This window comes from Paenibacillus sp. SN-8-1, from assembly GCF_050995535.1.
In the GTDB taxonomy this organism is placed as follows: Bacteria; Bacillota; Bacilli; order Paenibacillales; family Paenibacillaceae; genus Fontibacillus.
Genome location: NZ_CP194782.1, coordinates 3,649,697 through 3,669,457 on the forward strand (window position 1 = coordinate 3,649,697; position 19,761 = coordinate 3,669,457).

Below are 19,761 nucleotides of genomic sequence, written 5' to 3' on the forward strand. Positions count from 1 at the left end.
TTTCCCCGATCTTTTTTAATCCAAATCAAGCTCGGACCAGGCATCTATTTCTTTGATTTTGTCCATAATACGTTCGTACAGCAGCTCAGCGCTTTCAGCTTCTACGTATTCCCCGTTCACCAGGGCAAACGGAGCCAGGAAGCATTCCCCGCAATGGGTCAGGCATCCATATTCCAGGACATCATAATCGGGATTCTGCTCGAGCTTCTCCATGACTTCGTCGGTGCCAAAATGCATATTGTTAACACAAAATTCTATAATCGGTCTCATTCGGGTATGCCTCGCTTTACTAATGCCATTTAAATTTCATATCGTTTGTAATATAATATATAAGAAAGGAGTTGAGAAATATGAGCCAAAATGCACAAGATACTTTGTATGATGAAGTTCTGGAAGTGCTTGATAAACTTCGCCCTTTCCTGCAGCGCGACGGCGGTGACGTCGAACTCGTTGACGTGGAGGATGGCATCGTCAAACTTAAATTAGTGGGTGCTTGCGGCAGCTGCCCAAGTTCTACAATCACGCTTAAAGCAGGGATCGAACGCGCTTTGTTTGAAGAAGTCGAAGGCGTTCAAGAAGTTGTACAAGTATTTTAATTTATACACATAAGCTATATCTTCATAGCAGCCAGCCTTCGGGCTGGCACTTTCAGTAAGAGTCCTGGTCACCCGGTATACCGGTTAGCCAGGACTCTTTTCTTTTCATTGCAGAATGCTGCAAAGTCTAGATTTAAGTCGATGGTTTGATCCAGGGGCGGATCGGATCAAGTCCTCCTGAAATATCCATGATATTTCCGGTAATGAAATCGGACTCGGGCTGGCACAGAAAAGCAATCACGCGAGAGATATCCTCCCCGCTGCCCGGTCTGCCCCGGGGGGTCTCCCCATCCGCCTCTCCACTGACCTCGGCGATTGATTTCTCCTTATTCACACCCCGGATATCTCCGGGACAGATCATATTGACTGTGATCCCGTAAGGAGCTTCCTCCACCGCAAGCGTCTTGGTGAACGACACAAGCCCTGTCTTCGCAGCGGCATATGCTGCCCTGTGAGGCCAAGCACGGGATTCAGCAGCATGACCAAATCCAAAGTGGATAATTCGTCCCCAATTCTTCTTCCGCATTCCCTCAAGCACCATATGATCCAGCAGCATAGGCCCAACCAGATTGCCCTCAATTAAAGATAGAATTTCTTCCCTGCTGTATTCCGCAAATAATCGCCGTTCCCGAATAAATGGGCCCGCATTATTAACCAAAATATCTATTGTACCCAGCTGACTCTCTACCTCCGAGACCAGCCTGGCTATGTCCTGTGAACTCGCTACATCCGCCTGAACCGCAATACAGCGGACACCTTTATCGCTGATGACTCCTTGAAGCTCAAGTGCTTCAACTTTGCTGTGTACGTAATTCAGAGCGATGTGACAGCCTTGATCCGCCAAGGTGAGTGCCGTCTTCTTCCCTAATCCTTTAGCACTTCCTGTTATCAGAGCAATTTTACCTTTCAAAAGCGGATCCCCTCTCCCAACAAGGCGTCAACCTTATCTCATACTGTAGTTCACTTCAAGTATAAAAGATTTACTCCCTCCTCACAACTTGATGAGCTAATCTGAATACATTCAGAATGTAAAGCAGCTATATAAGTTGAATTATTGATTTACACGTTAGGCAGCCATGTGAAATGTTCTTACGATCGCTACGCTTCTTCAGAATCATTTCACACGCTTGCCTATGGGTAATTCTTAAGTTCATCTTATACAGCAGCACAAAAAAAGCAGTTCCTCAAAAGAAGGAACTGCTCTTGGATTCGCACAATCGCCCTGCTTAGAACGCTGGGATAATTGCACCTTGCACAATTTCACTGCTTAAAATGCAGGGACAATTGCACCTTGCACAATTTCACTGCTTAAAACGCAGGGACAATTGCTCCTTGGCTCAATTTTCCTGCTTAAAACGCAGGAACAATTGAGCCTTGATACTTGTCTTCAATAAACTTCTTCACATCAGGGGATGTGAGGGCTTTAGCGAGCTTCTGGATAGCTTCAGAATCCTTGTTGTCAGGACGGGCAACCAGAATGTTGGTGTAAGGTGATTCTTTATCTTCGATAAAGAGCGCATCTTTAGTTGGAACCAGCTTCGCTTCAAGCGCATAGTTCGTGTTGATCAGTGCCAGATCTACCTCGTCAAGCACACGTGGCAGCATTGCGGCTTCAAGCTCTTTGAACTGTAGGTTCTTCGGATTGCTGGCAATATCCTTCACGGTTGCATTGATTCCCACGCCGTCTTTCAGCGTGATCAGGCCATTCTTAGCAAGAAGCAGAAGTGCGCGTCCACCGTTGGTAGCATCGTTAGGGATAGCTACTTTTGCACCGTTAGGAATTTCGTCTTTAGTCTTGTATTTCTTGGAGTAAGCGCCAAATGGCTCAACGTGAACGCCAACCACACTTACAAGGTTGAAGTTATTCTTCTTGTTCTGATCGTCAAGGTATGGCTGGTGCTGGAAGAAGTTCGCATCCAATTGTTTCTCGAATAATTGAGTGTTTGGAAGCACGTAATCCGTGAATTCTTTAACTTCCAGATCCACGCCTTCTTCTTTCAACTTTGGTTTGATGAAGTTAAGAATTTCAGCATGAGGAACTGCAGTTGCCCCTACGACAAGTTTAACTGGTTCTGTTGTAGTTTCAGTTGTAGCAGAACCTTTGCTGCTTGTATCCGAAGATCCCTGGCTAGTCTCTTGTGGTTTGCTGCCGCAAGCCGCAAGTACCAGTACGAGTGTGAGTAGTAGAAAAGCTGTTGACCATTTTTTCATTTCCAGACCTCCAATATGTTTTTTTGAATAAGGATTATGATTTATATATATAGACTTTCCTTATTTCCTTGTAAAATGTGCCACTAGACGGTCGCCAATCATCTGAAGGAGCTGAACGAGTACGATCATTAGAACAACCGCCACGATCATAACTTCCTTCTCATACCGCTGATATCCATAGCGGATAGCCAAGTCCCCGAGACCGCCGCCGCCGACCATACCCGCCATCGCGGTATAAGAGACCAGCGTAACAACCGTTATCGTCATCCCGGCAATCAGACCCGGCATCGACTCAGGCAGCAGGACCTTGCGGATAATCTGGAACGTAGACGCTCCCATTGAGGTAGCTGCCTCAATCACACCGCGGTCCACTTCGCGCTTCGCTGTCTCAACAAGCCTCGCGAAGAAAGGAGCTGCGCCTATAACCAACGGCGGAATAGTTCCCTCAACCCCAATGGATACCCCGAAGATAGAGCGGGTAATCGGAATCAACGCCACGATAAGGATGACGAAAGGTACGGAGCGCAGAATATTAACGATAAACGATAGAATTCTGTATATGAACCTCAGCAGAGCGGAATTGGATCGCGCAGTGATGAACAGAAGTACACCAAGCGGAAGGCCTATAATAAAAGTTAATAGTGCCGATGCGCCGAGCATCTTGAGTGTATCTATCGCAGCCTGGCCCATCTCTTCCCAGTCAACCATTGAGAAATCAAGTCCCCACATTAGTTCATCACCTCCACATCTAGATTCCGTTCTTGCAGCAAGGTGATTGTCCGGTGGATATTTGAAGGATCGCCTTCAAACGAGACCAGAAGCTGCCCATACGGCATATCCTTGATAGTGGATATAGTTCCCTGAAGGATGGCAAAATTCACACCTGTCTCACGAACAATTTGTGAGAGCAAAGAGTCGTAAGTCTGAGCTCCCAGGAACGTGATCTTTACCTGTCTGGAAGATTCAGAGTTAGTAGTGGACAGCGCGAGCTTAAGGGCTTCCGCCCCAGTTGTCTCCCGGTTGATGAATTCCCGGGTTACCTGATGCTTCGGCTTCAGGAACACTTCGGTTACTGGCCCCTGTTCCACAATTCCGCCCGCGTGAATGACCGCGACCCGGTCACACACACTCTGAATGACATGCATTTCGTGAGTAATCAACATAATTGTAAGATTAAACTTCTGGTTAATATCCAGCAGCAATCTGAGAATGGAATCCGTTGTCTGCGGATCGAGCGCCGAGGTGGCTTCATCACAGAGCAGTACATCCGGGTCACTCGCCAAAGCCCTTGCGATACCTACCCGCTGCTTCTGTCCGCCCGATAACTGAGCAGGATACTTGTTCTTATGATCCTCTAGTCCGACCAGTGCTAGAAGCTCGCTGACCTTCTTCTTGATGTCCGCTTTAGGCGTGTTCGTCAGTGTCAACGGAAAAGCGATATTGTCATACACGGTTGCTGATGACAGAAGGTTAAAGTGCTGAAAGATCATGCCGATTTTGCGGCGATGCTTCTGAAGCTCACTTTTACCCAGTGCGGTCAGGTTAACTCCATTCACCCATACCTCGCCTGAAGTAGGACGTTCCAGCAGGTTAATACAGCGAATCAGCGTGCTCTTCCCTGCGCCCGAATGACCGATTACGCCGAAGATTTCACCCTTTTGAACTTCAAGATTCAGCTTCGAGAGCGCCGTTGTGGACTTCTTCTTCGTGCCGTACGTCTTAGTCAATTGTTTTAGCTCAATCAAAACTTCGATCCTCCTCTATATCGCAAAAAGAAAAGAGCCCTCAGCAGAATTGTAGGGCTCTCGTAATTGAGATTGTACCTTCTCATCTGCCAGAATCGTAACAAAATACGCTTCTGAAGGATTTAGCACCATGTCATTTTAGCTCAATTCAACAGGCTCTACCTGAACTTGATTGAATTGTGCACAAATCGGTTGCCGGGCTTCATCGGGCCTGTCCCTCCGCCACTCTTGATAAGAAATATGAAATTTTTCATTCCTAAATTGAAATCTTTTCTGAAACTGATACTCAGTATAGTGGCTTTTATACCGTTTGTCAAAGACAATTTATTCATTTTTGCATATTATTCCGATTTGATTGGTTGCTTATATAAAATAGGGTATATTTAAAGGCCGTGTGAAGCGATTCAAGCACCATTTGGTAGCTTTCTGTAAGGTCTGCCAGATGCTCGTCAAGGTTCTCTACTTCAAGCCTGCCCTGCATCGCTTGATGCTTATGCCACAGATCATCCTGCATCTCCGCATTCATATAGTGAATCTCCATATTCCGTCTACGGCGCAGGCGGGAGACATAATCTTTGCGCCCCTCATAAATGGACGTCAGCTTATTCCCAAGATCACGATGTACTTTGAGATACTGGAATTGGCGAAGCACCGTAAAATAAGAATAATGCGGCTTAACTTTGGCGGTGTTCAGTTCATACAGCTCATTAAGGAGGGTACCCAGCTTATCCAGCAGGGAGAAGACCCGGATAAACCCGTCTTTGTAGAAATACACATAGCGAGCATAGTCCCCCTTCTCCTCAGAGCCCATATCATTCATCAACCTGGTATGTACCGCCCTGCGGAAGAATGCAGCCGCATACGTACACTGCTCCAATTCGTCAATCGATGAAATCAGCCCGTAAGTCCACACCTGAAGCTTGAAATAATCCTGCTTCTGTTCAAGGTGCATGTCCATTGCATTCCGGAACAGCCCAGCAGTACGTTCCATGGCTTCAAGCGTGTCCGCGAACAATCCCTCATTCTTCCGAGGCGGTTCTCCCAGCAGGCTGCGCAGCATAGGCTCCCCCCCTTTCTACTCACATTTTATGCAAAATAACTCTTCCAGCGCTGATCCACCAGCTTCACAATATCCTCACGAGGGAACAGCTCATCCGGATAGCCAGGCTTCATCCGGGCATCAATCACAATGGGAAGGCTGTAAGCCAGGTGATGCTGCCGGATCTCCGCATCCGCATACATATCCGAAGCGGGATTGAACCGGGTGAAGACAGTCCAAGTGAACGCGTTGGAGCTCTTCGCCACTTCCTCCGCATGATCAACCAGAACAACAAGCGGCCAAGCCGTTCTCTTCTCCCTGAGCCGGGCCAAAAGCCTGATCGGAAGCTCCGGTTCCTGTTCATACGCAGCACCGGATACCACAAGGCATCCATCGTGGAATACGGCAATTTCATCGATTTCGGCAATTTCACCTTCTGTGTATTCCCGTGGCAGCTCTCGAACGGGATCACCCACGCCGATAAGAATCGCTTTGCTGCCGTGATTCAGCTTAAGTCCAGTATAATCAAGCGTATCATTAGAAGTCTTGTTAAATATAAATAAGTCCGTCTGCGGATTGAACCGTTCCAAGATGGTCTTCAGCGTGATTTTGATATCCGCCAAATCAACAGAAACATTCGTAAGCATTAAGAATTTAGTCAAAGACAGCTGGCCTTCACCGAGAATCCGGAATCCGGCAACCAAGGCTTCCCGTGAGTAGCTCTCCCGGACGACTGCGGAGGCCAAGGCATGGAAGCCGCTCTCGGAATAGGTCCATAGAGACCGGACACTTGGCATAACTACCGGAAATGCCGGAGAGAGAAGCTTTTGCAGGAAGTCACCGATATAATAATCTTCCTGACGCGGCTTACCCACAATGGTTGCCGGATAGATCGCATCCTTACGATGCCACATATGGCTGACCTTAAGCACAGGGAACTCATGCTGAAGAGAATAATAACCGAAGTGGTCACCGAAAGGCCCTTCAAGTCGCCGCTCATGCGGAGGGACGAAGCCTTGAATCGCAAATTCGGCTTCTGCCGGAATTCGGTGGCCGCCCATCGGATTCACCGCCATAGGCAGCTTTTCCCCTAGAATGAAGGAGGTCACGAGCAGCTCAGACACATGCTCCGGTACCGGTGCGATCGCACCGGCTATCAGGGCTGGAGGGCCACCGAGAAATACGGATACCGGGAGTGCCTCTCCACGCTTCTCCGCTTCATGATAGTGGAAACCGCCGCCTTTCTGAATCTGCCAGTGAACCCCTGTGGTCTGGTCATCGTACACCTGAATCCGGTACATGCCCAAGTTATTATCCTTGGTTTGAACGGGATTCTCGGTATATACCAGCGGCAAGGTCACAAACGGACCTCCGTCTTCCTGCCAGCTTGTCACTTTGGGCAGATCCGCAAGCGGACGATCCGTCCGGCATACCTGAAGAATCGGCGCCTCGCCCTTGGGTACTGTCTTCATACCTACCTTTAACACTTCCCGAATTAGTCCGCGCTCATTCCACAGCGCTTTGGGAGTTGGTGGGAGCAGGGTGTTCATCGCCCCAACCAGACGGTTCGCCAGCTCCTCCGGCCTCGGTCCGAAAGCCATTTCTACACGGCGCGGAGTACCAAACAGGTTGGTAACGACCGGGAAGGGTGTTCCTTTCACATTGGTGAACAATAGGGCCGGTCCTCCCTCTTCGATAACCCGGCGGTGAATCTCGGCAAGCTCCAGATAAGGATCAACCGGCGCATCCACAACAGCCAGCTGCTTGTCCTTGCGAAGAGCCTCAATCCACTGCCTTAAGTTCCTGTAACCCATAGACCATACCTCCTCTAATAATTAAAGCGATTCTTCTGCTCCTAAACTTATGTAAAGCTCCGCAGCAAATGCGGAGCTTTAGATCAAGGCCTATTACTTTTACTTACTTTACTGTAGAGCACTTATATCCGCTATTCCTTCGTCCTGCTGAGCAGCCAGGTTCTGATGCTCATATAACTAAGTACGCCGAACAAGCAGGACAGCACGAAGATGTGTGACAAGGAAGCGAAGATATACATCCGCGGATTCGTAAGGTTCATGACGAGGAAAGCACCTGTGAAAATTTGAACGATTACAAGCACAGTCGCTGCAACTCCCAGTGATCTGATCTCCTTGTTGCCCGGATGCTTCCGATAAGCAAAGTGACCAAGAATCCCGATGACAATGAACAGGGTCATGGCGCCCAGACGGTGAATGAACGCGATAGCCACACCACCAGTAAGCTCGGGAATTACTTGCCCGTTACAGAGCGGCCAGCCGCTGCAGCCTCCGGCTGAATTCGTATGACTGACATAAGCTCCTAGATACACAACGATATAAGTATAACATGTCGCGAACCACACCAAGTTGCGAAATGTTTTGCTTACAGGGCTGGATGGAAGCTTCGGCATGTTGGCTTCTTCCCGTTCCTGCTCCCGCATTCCGAGCGCGAGCATCAATGAGCTGGCAAAGGCAATCAGCGAGAACCCGAAGTGAAGAGCCATAACGGCAGAAGATTGAGAGAACACGACCGCAAAAGCCCCCATGATCGCTTGGACCACAACGAAGATCAGTGCGAACAGTGCATACAGCCTCAAATCACGACGTTCCTTGCGGTAGAGCATAAAAGCAACAAATGCAGCGAGTGCAAATAGCCCCGCAGCCCCGCTAACTGCCCGGTGCGACCATTCGATCAGCGACGACAACGTATGCGCGGGAACGAACTTCCCGTTACACAGCGGCCATTCCCGGCCGCAGCCAAGGCCCGCATCCAGCTTGGTTACTGCGGTTCCGCCCAGGGTAGCCATCAGCATTACAAAACTGGAGGCATAACTGAGCCATTTTAGACGTTTGGTATTCAAGATTTCCTCACCTGCTATATTAATTTAATTTAGGCAATTCGGAACTGCTCTTTCATTATAACCGATGAGTACGTACATATCATAAGTCACTTGTGACAAAATGTTCAAATCATAAGGACGGCGCCACCCCTTTTAAGGATGGCGCCTGTGACAATGATTACTGCGATTTAATTCTCCTTGCGTTCCGCTGTGTCGTGAAGTGTGCGGTATACATCCAGGGCTTTGCTCAGGAAGTCCTCAATCTCTTCGCGGGATTTACGCGCTTTATTGACGAATCTGACCAGCTCGCGACCATCGGTATAGGCAACGAAGCTCGGAATTCCTAGAATGTTCTGCTCTTGACTCACGTCTCCAACCTTATCTACATCCACCTGGAGAAACGTAATGCGATCCCCGTATTTCTCCTCAACTTCAGGCATAAATGGATCGATAAATTTGCAATCACCGCACCAGTCAGCTTTGAAGACGGCAACGACCAAATTACTGGACTGTGTTTCAACCGTGAACGCACCTGCAGATGTTACTTCTTTCATGAGCTTCATTCCTTTCCTCTAGTTATCTCTCTTAGTCAATCAAAATGAAGAGTGGAAGTCAAACTTTTAGGCCATAATGTGACTAAAATCTGCTTTGTAACGAAAATATCACCTATCTGTTTCAGATTGACGAACGCACCCTAAGCGAAAGAGAGGAATCTTCATGAATGAGCCTCTTCACCCGGATGGCTCCAAATCCCCCGGCCTTGCTGCCGTACTCAAAGAAATGCTGTTCACTTTCCCTTCCATGGTAAGTGAGGTCGTGAAGAGCAAGACAGCGGGAATTGCCGGTTCATCACGTCTTCGGGAGGAGCGGGTTAGCCTAGATTGGAATGAGGCTTCGGCCCGGACCGTCTATACAGAAATTGAAGACCTGCTTCGCCGAGGAAGTCAGGGCAGGAACTTGGATGAACATCTTGCTGTATCTCATCTTCCTGATGGATTGACCCCGGCAGACAAGGAGATTATCCAGGAAATTGAGGAATTGGTCAGCCGCAGCAATGTCAGCAATCTGACCCGGACTGAAGCCTATCTTAAATGTTACCAGGCTTATCCTGAGCTTCACTGGTCCTTCCTGGCTCATATGGTATCCCGCAATGCGGGCTGGAATATGAGTGATCTGCGCGGGGGTCAGATGTATCCTCTGCTCAGCGAGACAAGTAAGGAGTCCACGTACCGCTTTCTGGAAAGGTGCAACGCACTTATATTCCAGGACGCTTATCCGCAGCTCCTTCTGTATATGAAGAGCCGGGAGATCGGCTCAAGCCTTTTTTACCTGCTTCCTCATTTCCACGTATCCCGCTTCATGCAGCCTTTCTGGGAACGCTTCTGGCTGGAGAGGGGCAGCGCCCTGCTTGCTGTGGGGCTGATTATCAACGAACAGAATTATATTGAGAAAAGGGTCGTCAGACACCCGTATTTTCAGAACCGTGTAACCGATAAAGCCAGTTTCCATCTCCACAGCTGGGCCGGCCTCAATCAGATTATCTTCCCTCTGCTAGAGGAGGAGGATATGCTGATTAAATCTGACGCGGAACAATCCGGCTCTGAATCGCTATGTCCGAATGGTCATATTCCTCGGCTTGCGGGTCGGATTCTTGGTGACTTCTCAAGCCTCACCGCGCGCATTACATTCGGAAAAAGTCTGTACGCCCTGCTCTTCGGCTTGACCTCCTTGCGTAAAGGAACTGAAGCCTTCGCCTCGCGTATCCCCCATACCGGTTCCCGGGCAGATTATTGGCCGGGGCTCTTCACCCCGAACAAAGAAGAAGCCCTGACCACCGGTTTAGAGGGGGCAGAGCTTCTTGAACAAGGGAATCTTCCACCAGGCAAGCGCCTGTACGCGCCGCAGCTGCTTGATGCCTGGGGAGACACGAGCTATGAGCCGATCTCCCGTGAAGACTGGATGCAGGACCACAGCGCACTGGATGGGCTGAGCAAGCCGCAGCAGCCTTATTTATGTGACATCAGCTTTGAGCATCGGCTGGGTATCATTAAGACGGCGTTCGCCCATGATGCTGCGGGCACGGCCCATTAATGAGCCGAAGTGCCTGATTCCCGCTGGAGTCTCATCAACGGCCGAAGTACCTTTTGCAATACTCGTGGGTAACTGCCCAGCTCATCTCTGCGAACGACACGCAGCAGCACCAGCATTACAGGATATAGAATCAGAACAGCCACACCTACCAGGCAGCAGGCCAGGAAGAAGCCGACTCTTGGAGGCAGGAATGAAGTTGTCAGATCACCCACATAATTCAGTCCGTAACCGGCGCCAAACAGAATGACCACGGTCAGCAGGAAGCCCGTCCAGCGTCCGCGCATAATATCAAATGAGACCATTTGTTTCATGGAACGCAGATTAAGCAGGGTAATAACCAGGAAGCAGATCCCGGTGGCACCGATGATACCGTAGATGCCGAATATAGCTGCCAGCGCGAAGCTGGCGATCAGCTTAACGATAATCCCGACAATAACGTGACCCATCGATAAATTCACCTTGCCAAGTCCGATCAGGATCGAACTTGTGATGGACATCGTGATCTGGAAGATGGTTCCCAAAGTCAGCAGGCCAATAATCCCGCTGCCTTCCAGGCTGCTGAAGAGCATGCCATTTACTGAATATGCCGCTGAACACAGAATGATTACAATGGGCATACCCGTAAGGATGGACACACGCATAGCCAGCGTGATCTGTCGCTCCAGATGCGGGCGGTCTCCCCTGGCAAAAGCAGCCGCGATGACTGGAAGGAGCGAAGCGCTAAGCGCAATGGACAGAATCGGCGGGATCCCCGCGATACTCTGAGCCCGGCTCCCAAGAATCCCTAAAGTATTCGTGGCGGCCAAGTTGCCCATCTGATTGATCAGAAGCGGCTTGACCAGGGTTCCGTCAATAAAGTTAATAGCTGGTACAGCAAGAGATGAGAGAACAATTGGAATAGAGAGCTTGAAGATGTCCCGGTAAATACGCATCAGCGGGATCTGCTCATCCCCTGCGGACAGATCCTCCAGCTGCAGCTTCCGGTCATCTCTGCGCATCTTGATGGAATACCACAGCATAATTCCAAAGGCAGATATACTTCCGAGGACCCCACCGAAGGATGCCCCTGCGGCTACCCATTCATCTGAATAGCTGGCATGAAGCAGGAAGAAGGCAAGTCCAATCCCGGTGATTACTCGCAGCACCTGCTCCATGATTTGGGATATCCCGTTAGCGGCCATGTTCCCTCTTCCCTGGAAGTAGCCTCTCATCATAGCAATGGTGGGGAACAGCAGGAGAGCTGGAGCTATTGCCCGAATCGCAGGTGTCGCTTCAGGCTGTTTTGTGTAGTGCGCATAGACAGGAGCCAGCACATAGAGCAGCACCGTCATGATTACACCGATAAACACGGAGAAGATCAGTGCCGCTTTGTAGACCCTGTTCGCCTCTCCCGGGCGCTTAAGAGCATAGCGTTCCGAGACCATCTTACTTAGTGTGCTCGGGATTCCTGCCGTCGCGACGGTCAGCAGCATTAGATATACATTGTTCGCCACGGTATATGACGCGTTGCCGACCGCTCCGAAAATATGCTCTAGCGGAACCCGCTGCACCAGGCCGAGGACCCTTGCCACTAATGCGGCTGCGGCCAGGATCAGCGTACCTTTGATAAAAGATTCTTTCTTAGCCAAACTCATTTCCCTTCTTTCTCATGATCCAAGTCACAGCATTAACTTTCCTATACAATCCAGATAAAGAACAGGATAATCATCACAATTTCAAGGAGAATCTTGACGACCATGCTGCTGAATAGACCTACAACAGAGCCGAATCCCACCTTAAGTGATTTCTGAAATGAGGAGCCCGATAGCAATTCCCCTGCCACTGCTCCCACGAACGGTCCAATAATCAGCCCGAACGCGGGAATCACAAAAGGCCCGATGATTGCACCTATGGTACTCAGCCATACGGATGCTTTGCTTCCGCCAAACCGCTTAACTCCCCATGCGCCAACCGCATAGTCCGCTGCCAGTAGAACGATGACAATAAGCGTCTGGATCGTCCAAAATCCCCACCCAAAATGTTCGAAGGTGAAGAACCATCCATACACCAGAAAAGCGGCGTAGACTGCAATAACACCCGGCAGGACGGGAATTACCGCTCCCGCGAGTCCAACGATGAACAGACCGATAACCAGTATCCAGCCCAGGATATCCATCCAGGCATCACTCCTCCGTCAAAATAAACTTCTGGATAACCTCCGCAATCCCATCATCATTATTGGATGATGTGACGTAGTCCGCGTTCTCCTGAACCGCGAGCTGAGCATTCCCCATAGCTACGCCAAGACCCGCGGCCTGAATAGCCGCCAGATCGTTCAGGCTGTCGCCTACGGCGATTACTTGTGACATATCTAGCCCTAACAGTTCGCATACGGTCTTGATTCCTGTGGCCTTGTTCACGCCCTGTGGATTAATCTCGTAATTGTACGGTGACGAGTTCGTGATCTCCAGGCCATCCATCTCCTGAAGTCGCATCAGAATCTTATGGCGGAGCTCCGCATCCTCCGTATGATAACCGAATTTAATCCACTGGTTCGTATCCAGCAGCGCAGGGTCCCAGTTCCTCTCATTATATGTACCCTCAACAGCATAAGCCCAGAACCAGACTCCATACTCGGCAGCTATTGCATGCATCTGGGCGATGAGCTCTTTATCAAACAGCTCTCTACGGTACAGTTCGTGGGGCGTCTTCCAGACCTCACTTCCATTTACAGTCACCATCGGCGTCTTCAGCCCAAGCTGATCTCCAAAAGGGACAGCTTCATCAAAGGATCGTCCTGTGGACAAACAGACATGGACGCCGGCAGCTGTCGCCTTGCCGATCCATTCCGCTGTTCGCGGTGAAATTTCGTGGTTGTCAGTAAGTAAAGTCCCATCCATATCGAGTGCAAGCAGTCGGTATCTCATCCGTTCATCCTCCATCTTTAGTCTATATATAGATGTACTTGAAATTTTAACATTTGAACGGTTGTAACTACACGGAATGCTTGGACTTCCGGCCGCTGCCCATCTCCAGATTTCTTAATTCTTACCACTCTTAGCGGTAGAAATCCGGATACAAAGCATATGCTTCCGATGTAGCTTTCTTTCAGAAAGCTTGTAGGCGGTCGCTGGCGCTCCTGCAGTTCCAAGCTTCCCCTCCGTCACGCCCTTCACATGCTAATTTTAAAGTGCACTATATAGTTCTCTGTATTTTCTCTTACACATATCTTAGTCATTCTACCACAGGTCCAACTGACCAACAAAGAACACCATCCCCAAACAAATAACCGCGCTTCGGCCAGAAGGCTGAAACCCGGTTATTTGGCAATTATGTCTATACTTCTTGAACTCCACCTCATCCTGCCAGCACAATGAACGCCAGAACACTAAGCGTAATTTTGGCCCGCTGAAGCGGACTCTTCTTCACTTTAATCTCCATGGGTTACCCTCCTTAATAAATGGTGGATATGACGGCGGTCAACAGAACATTTGCAATAAGTAAATAATGTTTCCTTAATGCAAATTTTACCCAAAATGATTCCGATAAGCAAGGGGAAACCTCCCCAGCTTCGAAAATAATCAGCCTAATTTTGAAGATACAAACGCTTATTATAAAAAGACGACCCTGACAAGACTGCAAAAGTCTTGTCAGGATCGTCATCACGTTCAAGCCTTATCGAGTTGTTCCAGCATCTTGGCCTGTTTGGCCCTTTGTCTCAGCCGCCTTACCAGCTGCCCCATCCTCAGCTTTCTTCAGCGTTTTCTTAGGAGTCCCATCCAGGCCATACTCCATGTCATAAGCGTCGAAGATTTTCCGGGCAACCGGCGCCGCACTTTGCGCTCCGAATCCTCCCTCTGGAATCACAACTGCTACCGCCAGCTTCGGATTATTCCGGGGAGCGAAGGCGATGAATACCCCGTTATCAACAGGTTTTCCACCAACACTTTGGGTCGAGGTCCCTGTCTTACGAGCAAAATCGTAAGGGAAGTTGCCAAAGGCGGCCCTGACATCAGTAGCCATCCCTTTTATAATTTCATCCCAATAAGAGTTCTTGAATTTCTCTTCGCCAAGAACCTTTGGTTCGAACTTCTTCACAATGTTCCCTTTGGCATCCTTGATCATGTTGACCAGATGCGGCTCCATTCGTTTACCGCGGGAGGCCAGCATGGCTGTATACTGGGCAAGCTGCATCGTTGTATATTTCCCTTGCTGTCCAAAGGAAGCGAAGGCAAGCCGGGATAATACGGTTTCCTTCTCATTCGTATACTCCCGGAATCCGAGATATTCATTAGGCAGATCAATGCCTGTAGATACACCAAGTCCGAACTTTTTCATGTATTTGTCCCACAGATTGATCCCTTCCTCCCCAAATTTCCGATAGAGCCGCTTCCCGACCATATCAACCATAAATGCATTGGAAGAGTGGCGAATTGCATCTGCAGGGCTTCTTAGATTCTCGTATACGTGACCCTGGGAGTTCTGAACCCTTGACGAGTCGTTCTTACCGAAGGTCGCGTAACCTTTATCATAGTAGGACGTGCTTGTCGTGAACAATCCTTCGTTCAGACCGATCAAGACCGAGAGCGGCTTCACTGTAGAACCGAGCAGAACTACCGATTCGGGATGTTGACCTTTCTGGCCTGAGCCGAAGGATCGGATGGTCCCGTTCTGGTATACATTCTTGATCTTGTCATAGTCGTCACTAGAAATTCCCCCGGTGCGCCATACATTCGGATCATAATCCGGCATACTCGCCATGGCGACTACATTTCCTGTGTTCACTTCCATCGCCACCGCGAATCCTGTTCTAGCTTTCATATGGTAATCACCGCTGACCTGATGCGTGTGCAGCCAGCTCAACTGATCCATAATCGCCTTCTGCGCAGCCAATTGAACATCGCTGTCAATGTTCAGGTAGAGGTCATGCCCTTTCTCCGGCGGGGTTACGTCAGCCACGCCGCTGGCCATGTTCCGCGGATCAACCGACACGCTCTTGAATCCGTTTCTCCCACGCAGCTCGTCTTGATACCGAAACTCCAGCCCGTCAAATCCGACATCTTCCGTATCGGTGTACTGAAGAGCCGGATCGTCCGCTTTCCCGGTCTTCTGCTTATAGAAATCCAAGCTGGTCGATGCCCCTTTGAATTTCTTGATATAACCGACAGCCTGAACCGCCAGTCCATTCACCCCCTCCTTCGGATTGGTGTAGTAGTTACGAATACTCTCCTCGACCACGTCGATCCTAGGATATTCAGACTTATGCTCCACAAAATAAGCAATTTCCTTATTGGACAGGCCCACCTTCAAGCGACGAGGTGTAAAGCCGCCGCTAAGACGAGACTTGAGATCCATGGCTTCTACAATCTGGTCTACGGTCAGCTTCTCGCTACCCTGGTCCCCCAGTTCGTTGAACTTGGCGACCAACTTCCTCGCCAGCTCCTTCGCATTCGCTTCATTTCTCCCGGTGTATTCATTCGTCAGGGTCATATACAGCGATTGAACTGGTGTGGAGTAAGCTAATTTGATACTCTTCCGGTCGTAGATCGTTCCCCGGATTGGAGGCAGCGGAACATCAATAATATTGGGGTCTCCTCCCTGCTGCTTAACGATCTCAGGACCTTCTACAAATTCCAGAACAGCCAGACGGATAATAATAATCGTGAAAATAACAAAGGAACCAAAGAAAAACAGGTTGAGCCGCTTAATCAGATCTCTCTTCTTAAATGCTTCCTGTTCCTGCTCACTGGGGTTAGCATGTACACGCATAGGAATAGGGGACACCTACCTCATCTTAAAAGGAATTATTTTCCTTATTATCATATGCATATCCCTACGGCTAAAGCAAATTAATAAAAACAACGATCCTGACAAGACTGTGAAAGTCTTCTCCGGATCGCCTTAACTTAAACCTTAGCGAGTTGTTCCTGTTGTCTGGCCTGTTGAGCCAGCAGCTGAGCCATTAGTTGAACCCGCTGCCTTGCCGGCTGCTGCATCCTCAGCTTTCTTCAACGTTTTCTTAGGAATACCATCTAAGCCGTATTCCATATCATAAGCGTCAAAAATCTTCCGGGCAATCGGCGCTGCACTTTGCGCTCCGAATCCCCCCTCAGGAATAACTACCGCTACCGCAAGCTTCGGATTGTTCCGCGGCGCAAAAGCGATAAACACCCCGTTATCGACAGGTTTTCCGCCAACGCTTTGAGTCGAGGTCCCTGTCTTACGGGCGAAATCATACGGGAAGTTGTCAAAGGCGCTGACATCGGTCGCCATTCCCTTCAGAATTTCATTCCAGTAGGAGTTCTTGAATTTCTCTTCGCCCAGAACTTTAGGTTCGAACTTCTTCACGATATTCCCTTTGGCATCCTTGATCATATTGACCAGATGCGGCTCCATTCTTTTCCCGCGGGTGGCCAGCATGGTTGTATACTGGGCAAGCTGCATCGTCGTATATTTCCCTTGCTGTCCGAAAGAGGCATAGGCAAGTCGGGATAATGCAGTCTCCTTCTTATTCGTATACTCCCTGAATCCGAGATATTCATTAGGAAGATCGACGCCTGTGGATACGCCAAGACCGAACTTCTTCATGTATTCATCCCACAGATCGATCCCTTTCTCCCCATGTTTCTTATAGAGTCTCTCCCCAACCATATCCACCATAAATGTATTGGAAGAGTGGCGGATCGCATCTGCCGGGCTGTTCAAATATCCATACACGTGACCCTGGGAGTTCTGAACCCTTGAAGAGTCATTCTTACCGAAAGTCGCATAACCCTTGTCATAGTAAGGTGTACTGGTCGTGAACAATCCATCATTCAGACCGATTAAGACAGATAGCGGCTTAATCGTAGATCCCAGCAGGACAACCGACTCGGGATGCTGCCCCTTCTGGCCTGAGCCGAAAGAGCGGATGGTTCCGTTCTGATACACATTCTTGATCTTGTCATAGTCGTCACTGGAAATTCCACCGGTGCGCCATACATTCGGATCATAATCCGGCATACTCGCCATGGCGACTACATTTCCTGTGTTCACTTCCATAGCCACTGCGAATCCTGTTCTGGCATTCGGGTGATATTTACCGCTGACAGGATGCGTGTGCAGCCAGGTCAGCTGTTCCATAATGGCCTTCTGGGCAGCCAACTGAACATCGCTATCGATATTCAGGTAGAGGTCTTGTCCTTTCTCCGGTGGTGTCACTTCCGTAACGCCGCTGGCCATGTTCCGCGGGTCAACCGAGACGCTCTTGAACCCGTTTCTACCGCGCAGCTCATCCTGGTATTGATATTCCAGGCCGTCAAAGCCGACATCCTCCGTATCGGTATACTGCAAAGCTGGATCGTCCGCCTTACCTGTCTTCAGCTTATAGAAATCCAAGCTGGTGGATGCTCCTTTGAATTTCTTAATATAACCAACGGCCTGAACGGCTAGCCCGTTGACGCCATCCTTCGGATCGGTGTAGTAATTTCGGATACTCTCCTCAACTACGTCGATACCAGGGTATTCGGACTTGTGTTCCATGAAATAAGCGATTTCTTTGTTCGAAAGGCCTACCTTCAGACGACGGGGTGTAAAACCGCCGCTTAGACGCGACTTAAGATCCATCGCTTCAACAACCTGATCAACTGTCAGCTTCTCGCCGCCCTGGTCCCCCAGTTCGTTGAACTTGGCGACTAGCTTCTTCGCCAGCACCCTCGCATTCGCTTCGTTCTTCCCTGTATAGTCAGTCGTGAGGGTCATATAGAGCGATTGAACGGGTGTGGAGTAGGCTAATTTAATATTCTTCCGGTCATAGATCGTACCACGGGTTGGCGGAAGCGGGATATCCTTGACCGCCAGATTGCCTCCCTGCTTAATCAGACTCGGTCCTTCAACAAACTGTAGAATAGCAAGACGAACAATGATCACTGTAAAAATGGCAAAAGCACTGAAAAAAAACAGATTAAGCCGGATATTAAAATGACGCTGCTGCGTCGCTTCCTTCTCTCTCGGATCATCCTGGTAATTCTTTTTCATCGGTTCCTCCTACTTACTTTGGAAAGCTTGGTGTTCTCTGTATTTTAACATAGCGCTATCCCGTCTCGCGAATTCTTTAGGATCGGATCACTTAGATAGCCTTGTCAGCGATATGCGTCTCGTTAAATGCTTTGGGATTGAACCAGTCTCCACTTTGAGCCCAGGTTGGATCAAGCGGGACCCACTTCCCGGTTTCACTCAGATATACCTCATTCCATGCATGAGGGCCGTACCCGCCTTGACCGTTATAGCCAAGTCCCGTAATCACCTTAACCTTAAGTCCTTGTGAACGGGCCATGACGGCATACAGACGAGCATAATCAATACATACCCCAAGCTTGGTATCGAACGTCATCTGCGGAGTTTGTTCATGCCAGATTTGCTTTTCTTCGTAATCCTTCACTTTATTATAATCATAGTTAACACGTGTCCCTACCCACTCGTAGAGCTTGCGGGCCTTTTCTTCATCGGTTGAAGCTCCCTTGACCACGGCCGCGGCAGCTTCATCAATATTGTCAGGCACTTGTGCGTCGATAACCTCGTATCTACGCTGCATAATTCCGTTAAGCTCTTCTTCGACACTGCGTGTAAATACAGGAAGCTTGTCTTTGATCAGACTTCCGGATATCGGTTCAATAATGGTCTGGGCACCTTCGCGATATACCGGTGAAGCTTCGACATAGTGACTAAACTGGCTGTTCGGGTACAACGTCACAATGATGAATAGTGCCGCGATCACCACAATGCAGCGTGCACCGCCAATCACCGCACCTATTCCGGCCCCTATAAGTCTGCTTAGCACCGAAGAAGGTCTGTCCCTGTCTCTTCCGCCCCACCCGCTGAATAGAGCCGTTCCTCCGAACACCAGCGCAGCCAAAATCCCCAGAATGGAACGAATGACCCAGTATCCAATAATGAAGACCACGGCGAAACGCATAAGCGGGAACTCACGAATTGCTGTAATAAGTGTATAGTAAATCTGTTCCCATTTGCTTAAATCCCGGGCCGGCAGAACAACCGCCGACAACCATTTCTGAACAAGGGGCGACAGCCACATCGCAAATGGAATAGACAAGGCGATTCCCACCAAGGACAATACCCCTCCACTAATCAGAGAGAACAGACGTCCTGCGGATCTGGAACCGCCCCGAAAGAGTCCCTGCAGAACAGAGACTGCCATAATCAGAATTAACAACAGATTAACAAAATTATAGTTTTGCACATTTTGAA

General features: G+C 49.2%; 17 protein-coding genes and 1 riboswitch. Of the genes, 2 read left to right on the forward strand and 15 right to left on the reverse strand.

Annotation, left to right across the window (positions count from 1 at the left end; genetic code table 11):
- Positions 1–15 precede the first annotated feature (15 nt).
- Positions 16–270, reverse strand: coding sequence for a YuzB family protein (locus tag ACRRNK_RS17865; RefSeq protein ID WP_433944023.1), 255 nt, complete (start codon positions 268–270; stop codon positions 16–18).
- An 80-nt stretch (positions 271–350) separates the two neighbouring features.
- Here ACRRNK_RS17865 and ACRRNK_RS17870 point away from each other — a divergent pair, with 80 nt between their 5' ends.
- Positions 351–596, forward strand: a complete 246-nt coding sequence (locus tag ACRRNK_RS17870) for a NifU family protein (protein WP_068620113.1) — start codon at positions 351–353, stop codon at positions 594–596.
- Between the two features lie 133 nt (positions 597–729).
- Here the strand turns inward: ACRRNK_RS17870 and ACRRNK_RS17875 are convergent, their stop codons facing one another.
- From ACRRNK_RS17875 to ACRRNK_RS17910, 8 genes are all read right to left on the reverse strand, one after another.
- On the reverse strand, positions 730–1,506 hold the full coding sequence (locus tag ACRRNK_RS17875) for an SDR family oxidoreductase (protein WP_433944024.1): 777 nt from the start codon (positions 1,504–1,506) through the stop codon (positions 730–732).
- A 440-nt stretch (positions 1,507–1,946) separates the two neighbouring features.
- Entirely contained in the window at positions 1,947–2,807 is an 861-nt protein-coding gene (locus tag ACRRNK_RS17880) for a MetQ/NlpA family ABC transporter substrate-binding protein (RefSeq protein WP_433944025.1), read from the reverse strand.
- A 60-nt stretch (positions 2,808–2,867) separates the two neighbouring features.
- Positions 2,868–3,536, reverse strand: coding sequence for a methionine ABC transporter permease (locus ACRRNK_RS17885; protein ID WP_433944026.1), 669 nt, complete (start codon positions 3,534–3,536; stop codon positions 2,868–2,870).
- A complete protein-coding gene (locus tag ACRRNK_RS17890; protein ID WP_433944027.1) occupies positions 3,536–4,552 on the reverse strand; it encodes a methionine ABC transporter ATP-binding protein in 1,017 nt (338 codons plus the stop codon). Before ACRRNK_RS17890 ends, ACRRNK_RS17885 begins: the two co-directional genes overlap by 1 nt.
- 79 nt (positions 4,553–4,631) lie before the next feature.
- Positions 4,632–4,790, reverse strand: a riboswitch (SAM riboswitch).
- A gap of 90 nt (positions 4,791–4,880) precedes the next feature.
- The gene (locus tag ACRRNK_RS17895; protein WP_433944028.1) at positions 4,881–5,612 is read right to left on the reverse strand and encodes a Cthe_2314 family HEPN domain-containing protein; all 732 of its coding nucleotides are present in this window, start codon (positions 5,610–5,612) and stop codon (positions 4,881–4,883) included.
- A 26-nt stretch (positions 5,613–5,638) separates the two neighbouring features.
- Complete coding sequence (locus tag ACRRNK_RS17900) at positions 5,639–7,405, reverse strand: UbiD family decarboxylase (protein WP_433944029.1); 1,767 nt, start codon at positions 7,403–7,405, stop codon at positions 5,639–5,641.
- Between the two features lie 131 nt (positions 7,406–7,536).
- A complete protein-coding gene (locus ACRRNK_RS17905; protein ID WP_433944030.1) occupies positions 7,537–8,466 on the reverse strand; it encodes a COX15/CtaA family protein in 930 nt (309 codons plus the stop codon).
- A gap of 167 nt (positions 8,467–8,633) precedes the next feature.
- Positions 8,634–8,999 carry a thioredoxin family protein gene (locus ACRRNK_RS17910; protein WP_433944031.1) on the reverse strand — a complete coding sequence of 122 codons (366 nt, stop codon included), beginning with the start codon at positions 8,997–8,999 and terminating at the stop codon, positions 8,634–8,636.
- Between the two features lie 163 nt (positions 9,000–9,162).
- On the opposite strand from ACRRNK_RS17910, the gene ACRRNK_RS17915 reads away from it, so the two are divergent.
- Positions 9,163–10,536, forward strand: a complete 1,374-nt coding sequence (locus tag ACRRNK_RS17915; protein WP_433944032.1) for a DUF2515 family protein — start codon at positions 9,163–9,165, stop codon at positions 10,534–10,536.
- Here the strand turns inward: ACRRNK_RS17915 and ACRRNK_RS17920 are convergent.
- The 6 genes from ACRRNK_RS17920 to ACRRNK_RS17945 all read right to left on the reverse strand — a co-directional run bounded on the left by ACRRNK_RS17920 (position 10,533) and on the right by ACRRNK_RS17945 (position 19,711).
- Positions 10,533–12,164: a putative polysaccharide biosynthesis protein gene (locus ACRRNK_RS17920; RefSeq protein WP_433944033.1), complete on the reverse strand. Its 1,632-nt coding sequence runs from the start codon at positions 12,162–12,164 to the stop codon at positions 10,533–10,535. The two genes, ACRRNK_RS17915 and ACRRNK_RS17920, sit on opposite strands and share 4 nt — an antisense overlap.
- A 47-nt stretch (positions 12,165–12,211) precedes the next feature.
- A complete protein-coding gene (locus ACRRNK_RS17925) occupies positions 12,212–12,691 on the reverse strand; it encodes a DUF456 domain-containing protein (protein ID WP_433944034.1) in 480 nt (159 codons plus the stop codon).
- Positions 12,692–12,698: 7 nt separating this feature from the next.
- Positions 12,699–13,442 (reverse strand): Cof-type HAD-IIB family hydrolase, encoded by a 744-nt coding sequence (locus ACRRNK_RS17930; RefSeq protein ID WP_433944035.1) that lies wholly within the window; start codon positions 13,440–13,442, stop codon positions 12,699–12,701.
- A gap of 748 nt (positions 13,443–14,190) precedes the next feature.
- On the reverse strand, positions 14,191–16,284 hold the full coding sequence (locus tag ACRRNK_RS17935) for a peptidoglycan D,D-transpeptidase FtsI family protein (RefSeq protein ID WP_433944036.1): 2,094 nt from the start codon (positions 16,282–16,284) through the stop codon (positions 14,191–14,193).
- Between the two features lie 144 nt (positions 16,285–16,428).
- Positions 16,429–18,531, reverse strand: a complete 2,103-nt coding sequence (locus tag ACRRNK_RS17940) for a peptidoglycan D,D-transpeptidase FtsI family protein (RefSeq protein WP_433944037.1) — start codon at positions 18,529–18,531, stop codon at positions 16,429–16,431.
- 91 nt (positions 18,532–18,622) lie between these two features.
- A complete protein-coding gene (locus tag ACRRNK_RS17945; RefSeq protein WP_433946937.1) occupies positions 18,623–19,711 on the reverse strand; it encodes a transglutaminase domain-containing protein in 1,089 nt (362 codons plus the stop codon).
- Between the last annotated feature and the right edge of the window lie 50 nt (positions 19,712–19,761).

Bases quoted from the DNA above. Each gene is read 5' to 3' on its own strand.
- ACRRNK_RS17865 (WP_433944023.1), bottom strand. From the start codon at position 270: ATGAGACCGATTATAGAATTTTGTGTTAACAATATGCATTTTGGCACC.
- ACRRNK_RS17870 (WP_068620113.1), top strand. From the start codon at position 351: ATGAGCCAAAATGCACAAGATACTTTGTATGATGAAGTTCTGGAAGTG.
- ACRRNK_RS17880 (WP_433944025.1), bottom strand. From the start codon at position 2,807: ATGAAAAAATGGTCAACAGCTTTTCTACTACTCACACTCGTACTGGTA.
- ACRRNK_RS17885 (WP_433944026.1), bottom strand. From the start codon at position 3,536: ATGTGGGGACTTGATTTCTCAATGGTTGACTGGGAAGAGATGGGCCAG.
- ACRRNK_RS17895 (WP_433944028.1), bottom strand. From the start codon at position 5,612: ATGCTGCGCAGCCTGCTGGGAGAACCGCCTCGGAAGAATGAGGGATTG.
- ACRRNK_RS17900 (WP_433944029.1), bottom strand. From the start codon at position 7,405: ATGGGTTACAGGAACTTAAGGCAGTGGATTGAGGCTCTTCGCAAGGAC.
- ACRRNK_RS17910 (WP_433944031.1), bottom strand. From the start codon at position 8,999: ATGAAAGAAGTAACATCTGCAGGTGCGTTCACGGTTGAAACACAGTCC.
- ACRRNK_RS17915 (WP_433944032.1), top strand. From the start codon at position 9,163: ATGAATGAGCCTCTTCACCCGGATGGCTCCAAATCCCCCGGCCTTGCT.
- ACRRNK_RS17925 (WP_433944034.1), bottom strand. From the start codon at position 12,691: ATGGATATCCTGGGCTGGATACTGGTTATCGGTCTGTTCATCGTTGGA.
- ACRRNK_RS17930 (WP_433944035.1), bottom strand. From the start codon at position 13,442: ATGAGATACCGACTGCTTGCACTCGATATGGATGGGACTTTACTTACT.
- ACRRNK_RS17935 (WP_433944036.1), bottom strand. From the start codon at position 16,284: ATGCGTGTACATGCTAACCCCAGTGAGCAGGAACAGGAAGCATTTAAG.
- ACRRNK_RS17940 (WP_433944037.1), bottom strand. From the start codon at position 18,531: ATGAAAAAGAATTACCAGGATGATCCGAGAGAGAAGGAAGCGACGCAG.
- ACRRNK_RS17945 (WP_433946937.1), bottom strand. From the start codon at position 19,711: ATGGCAGTCTCTGTTCTGCAGGGACTCTTTCGGGGCGGTTCCAGATCC.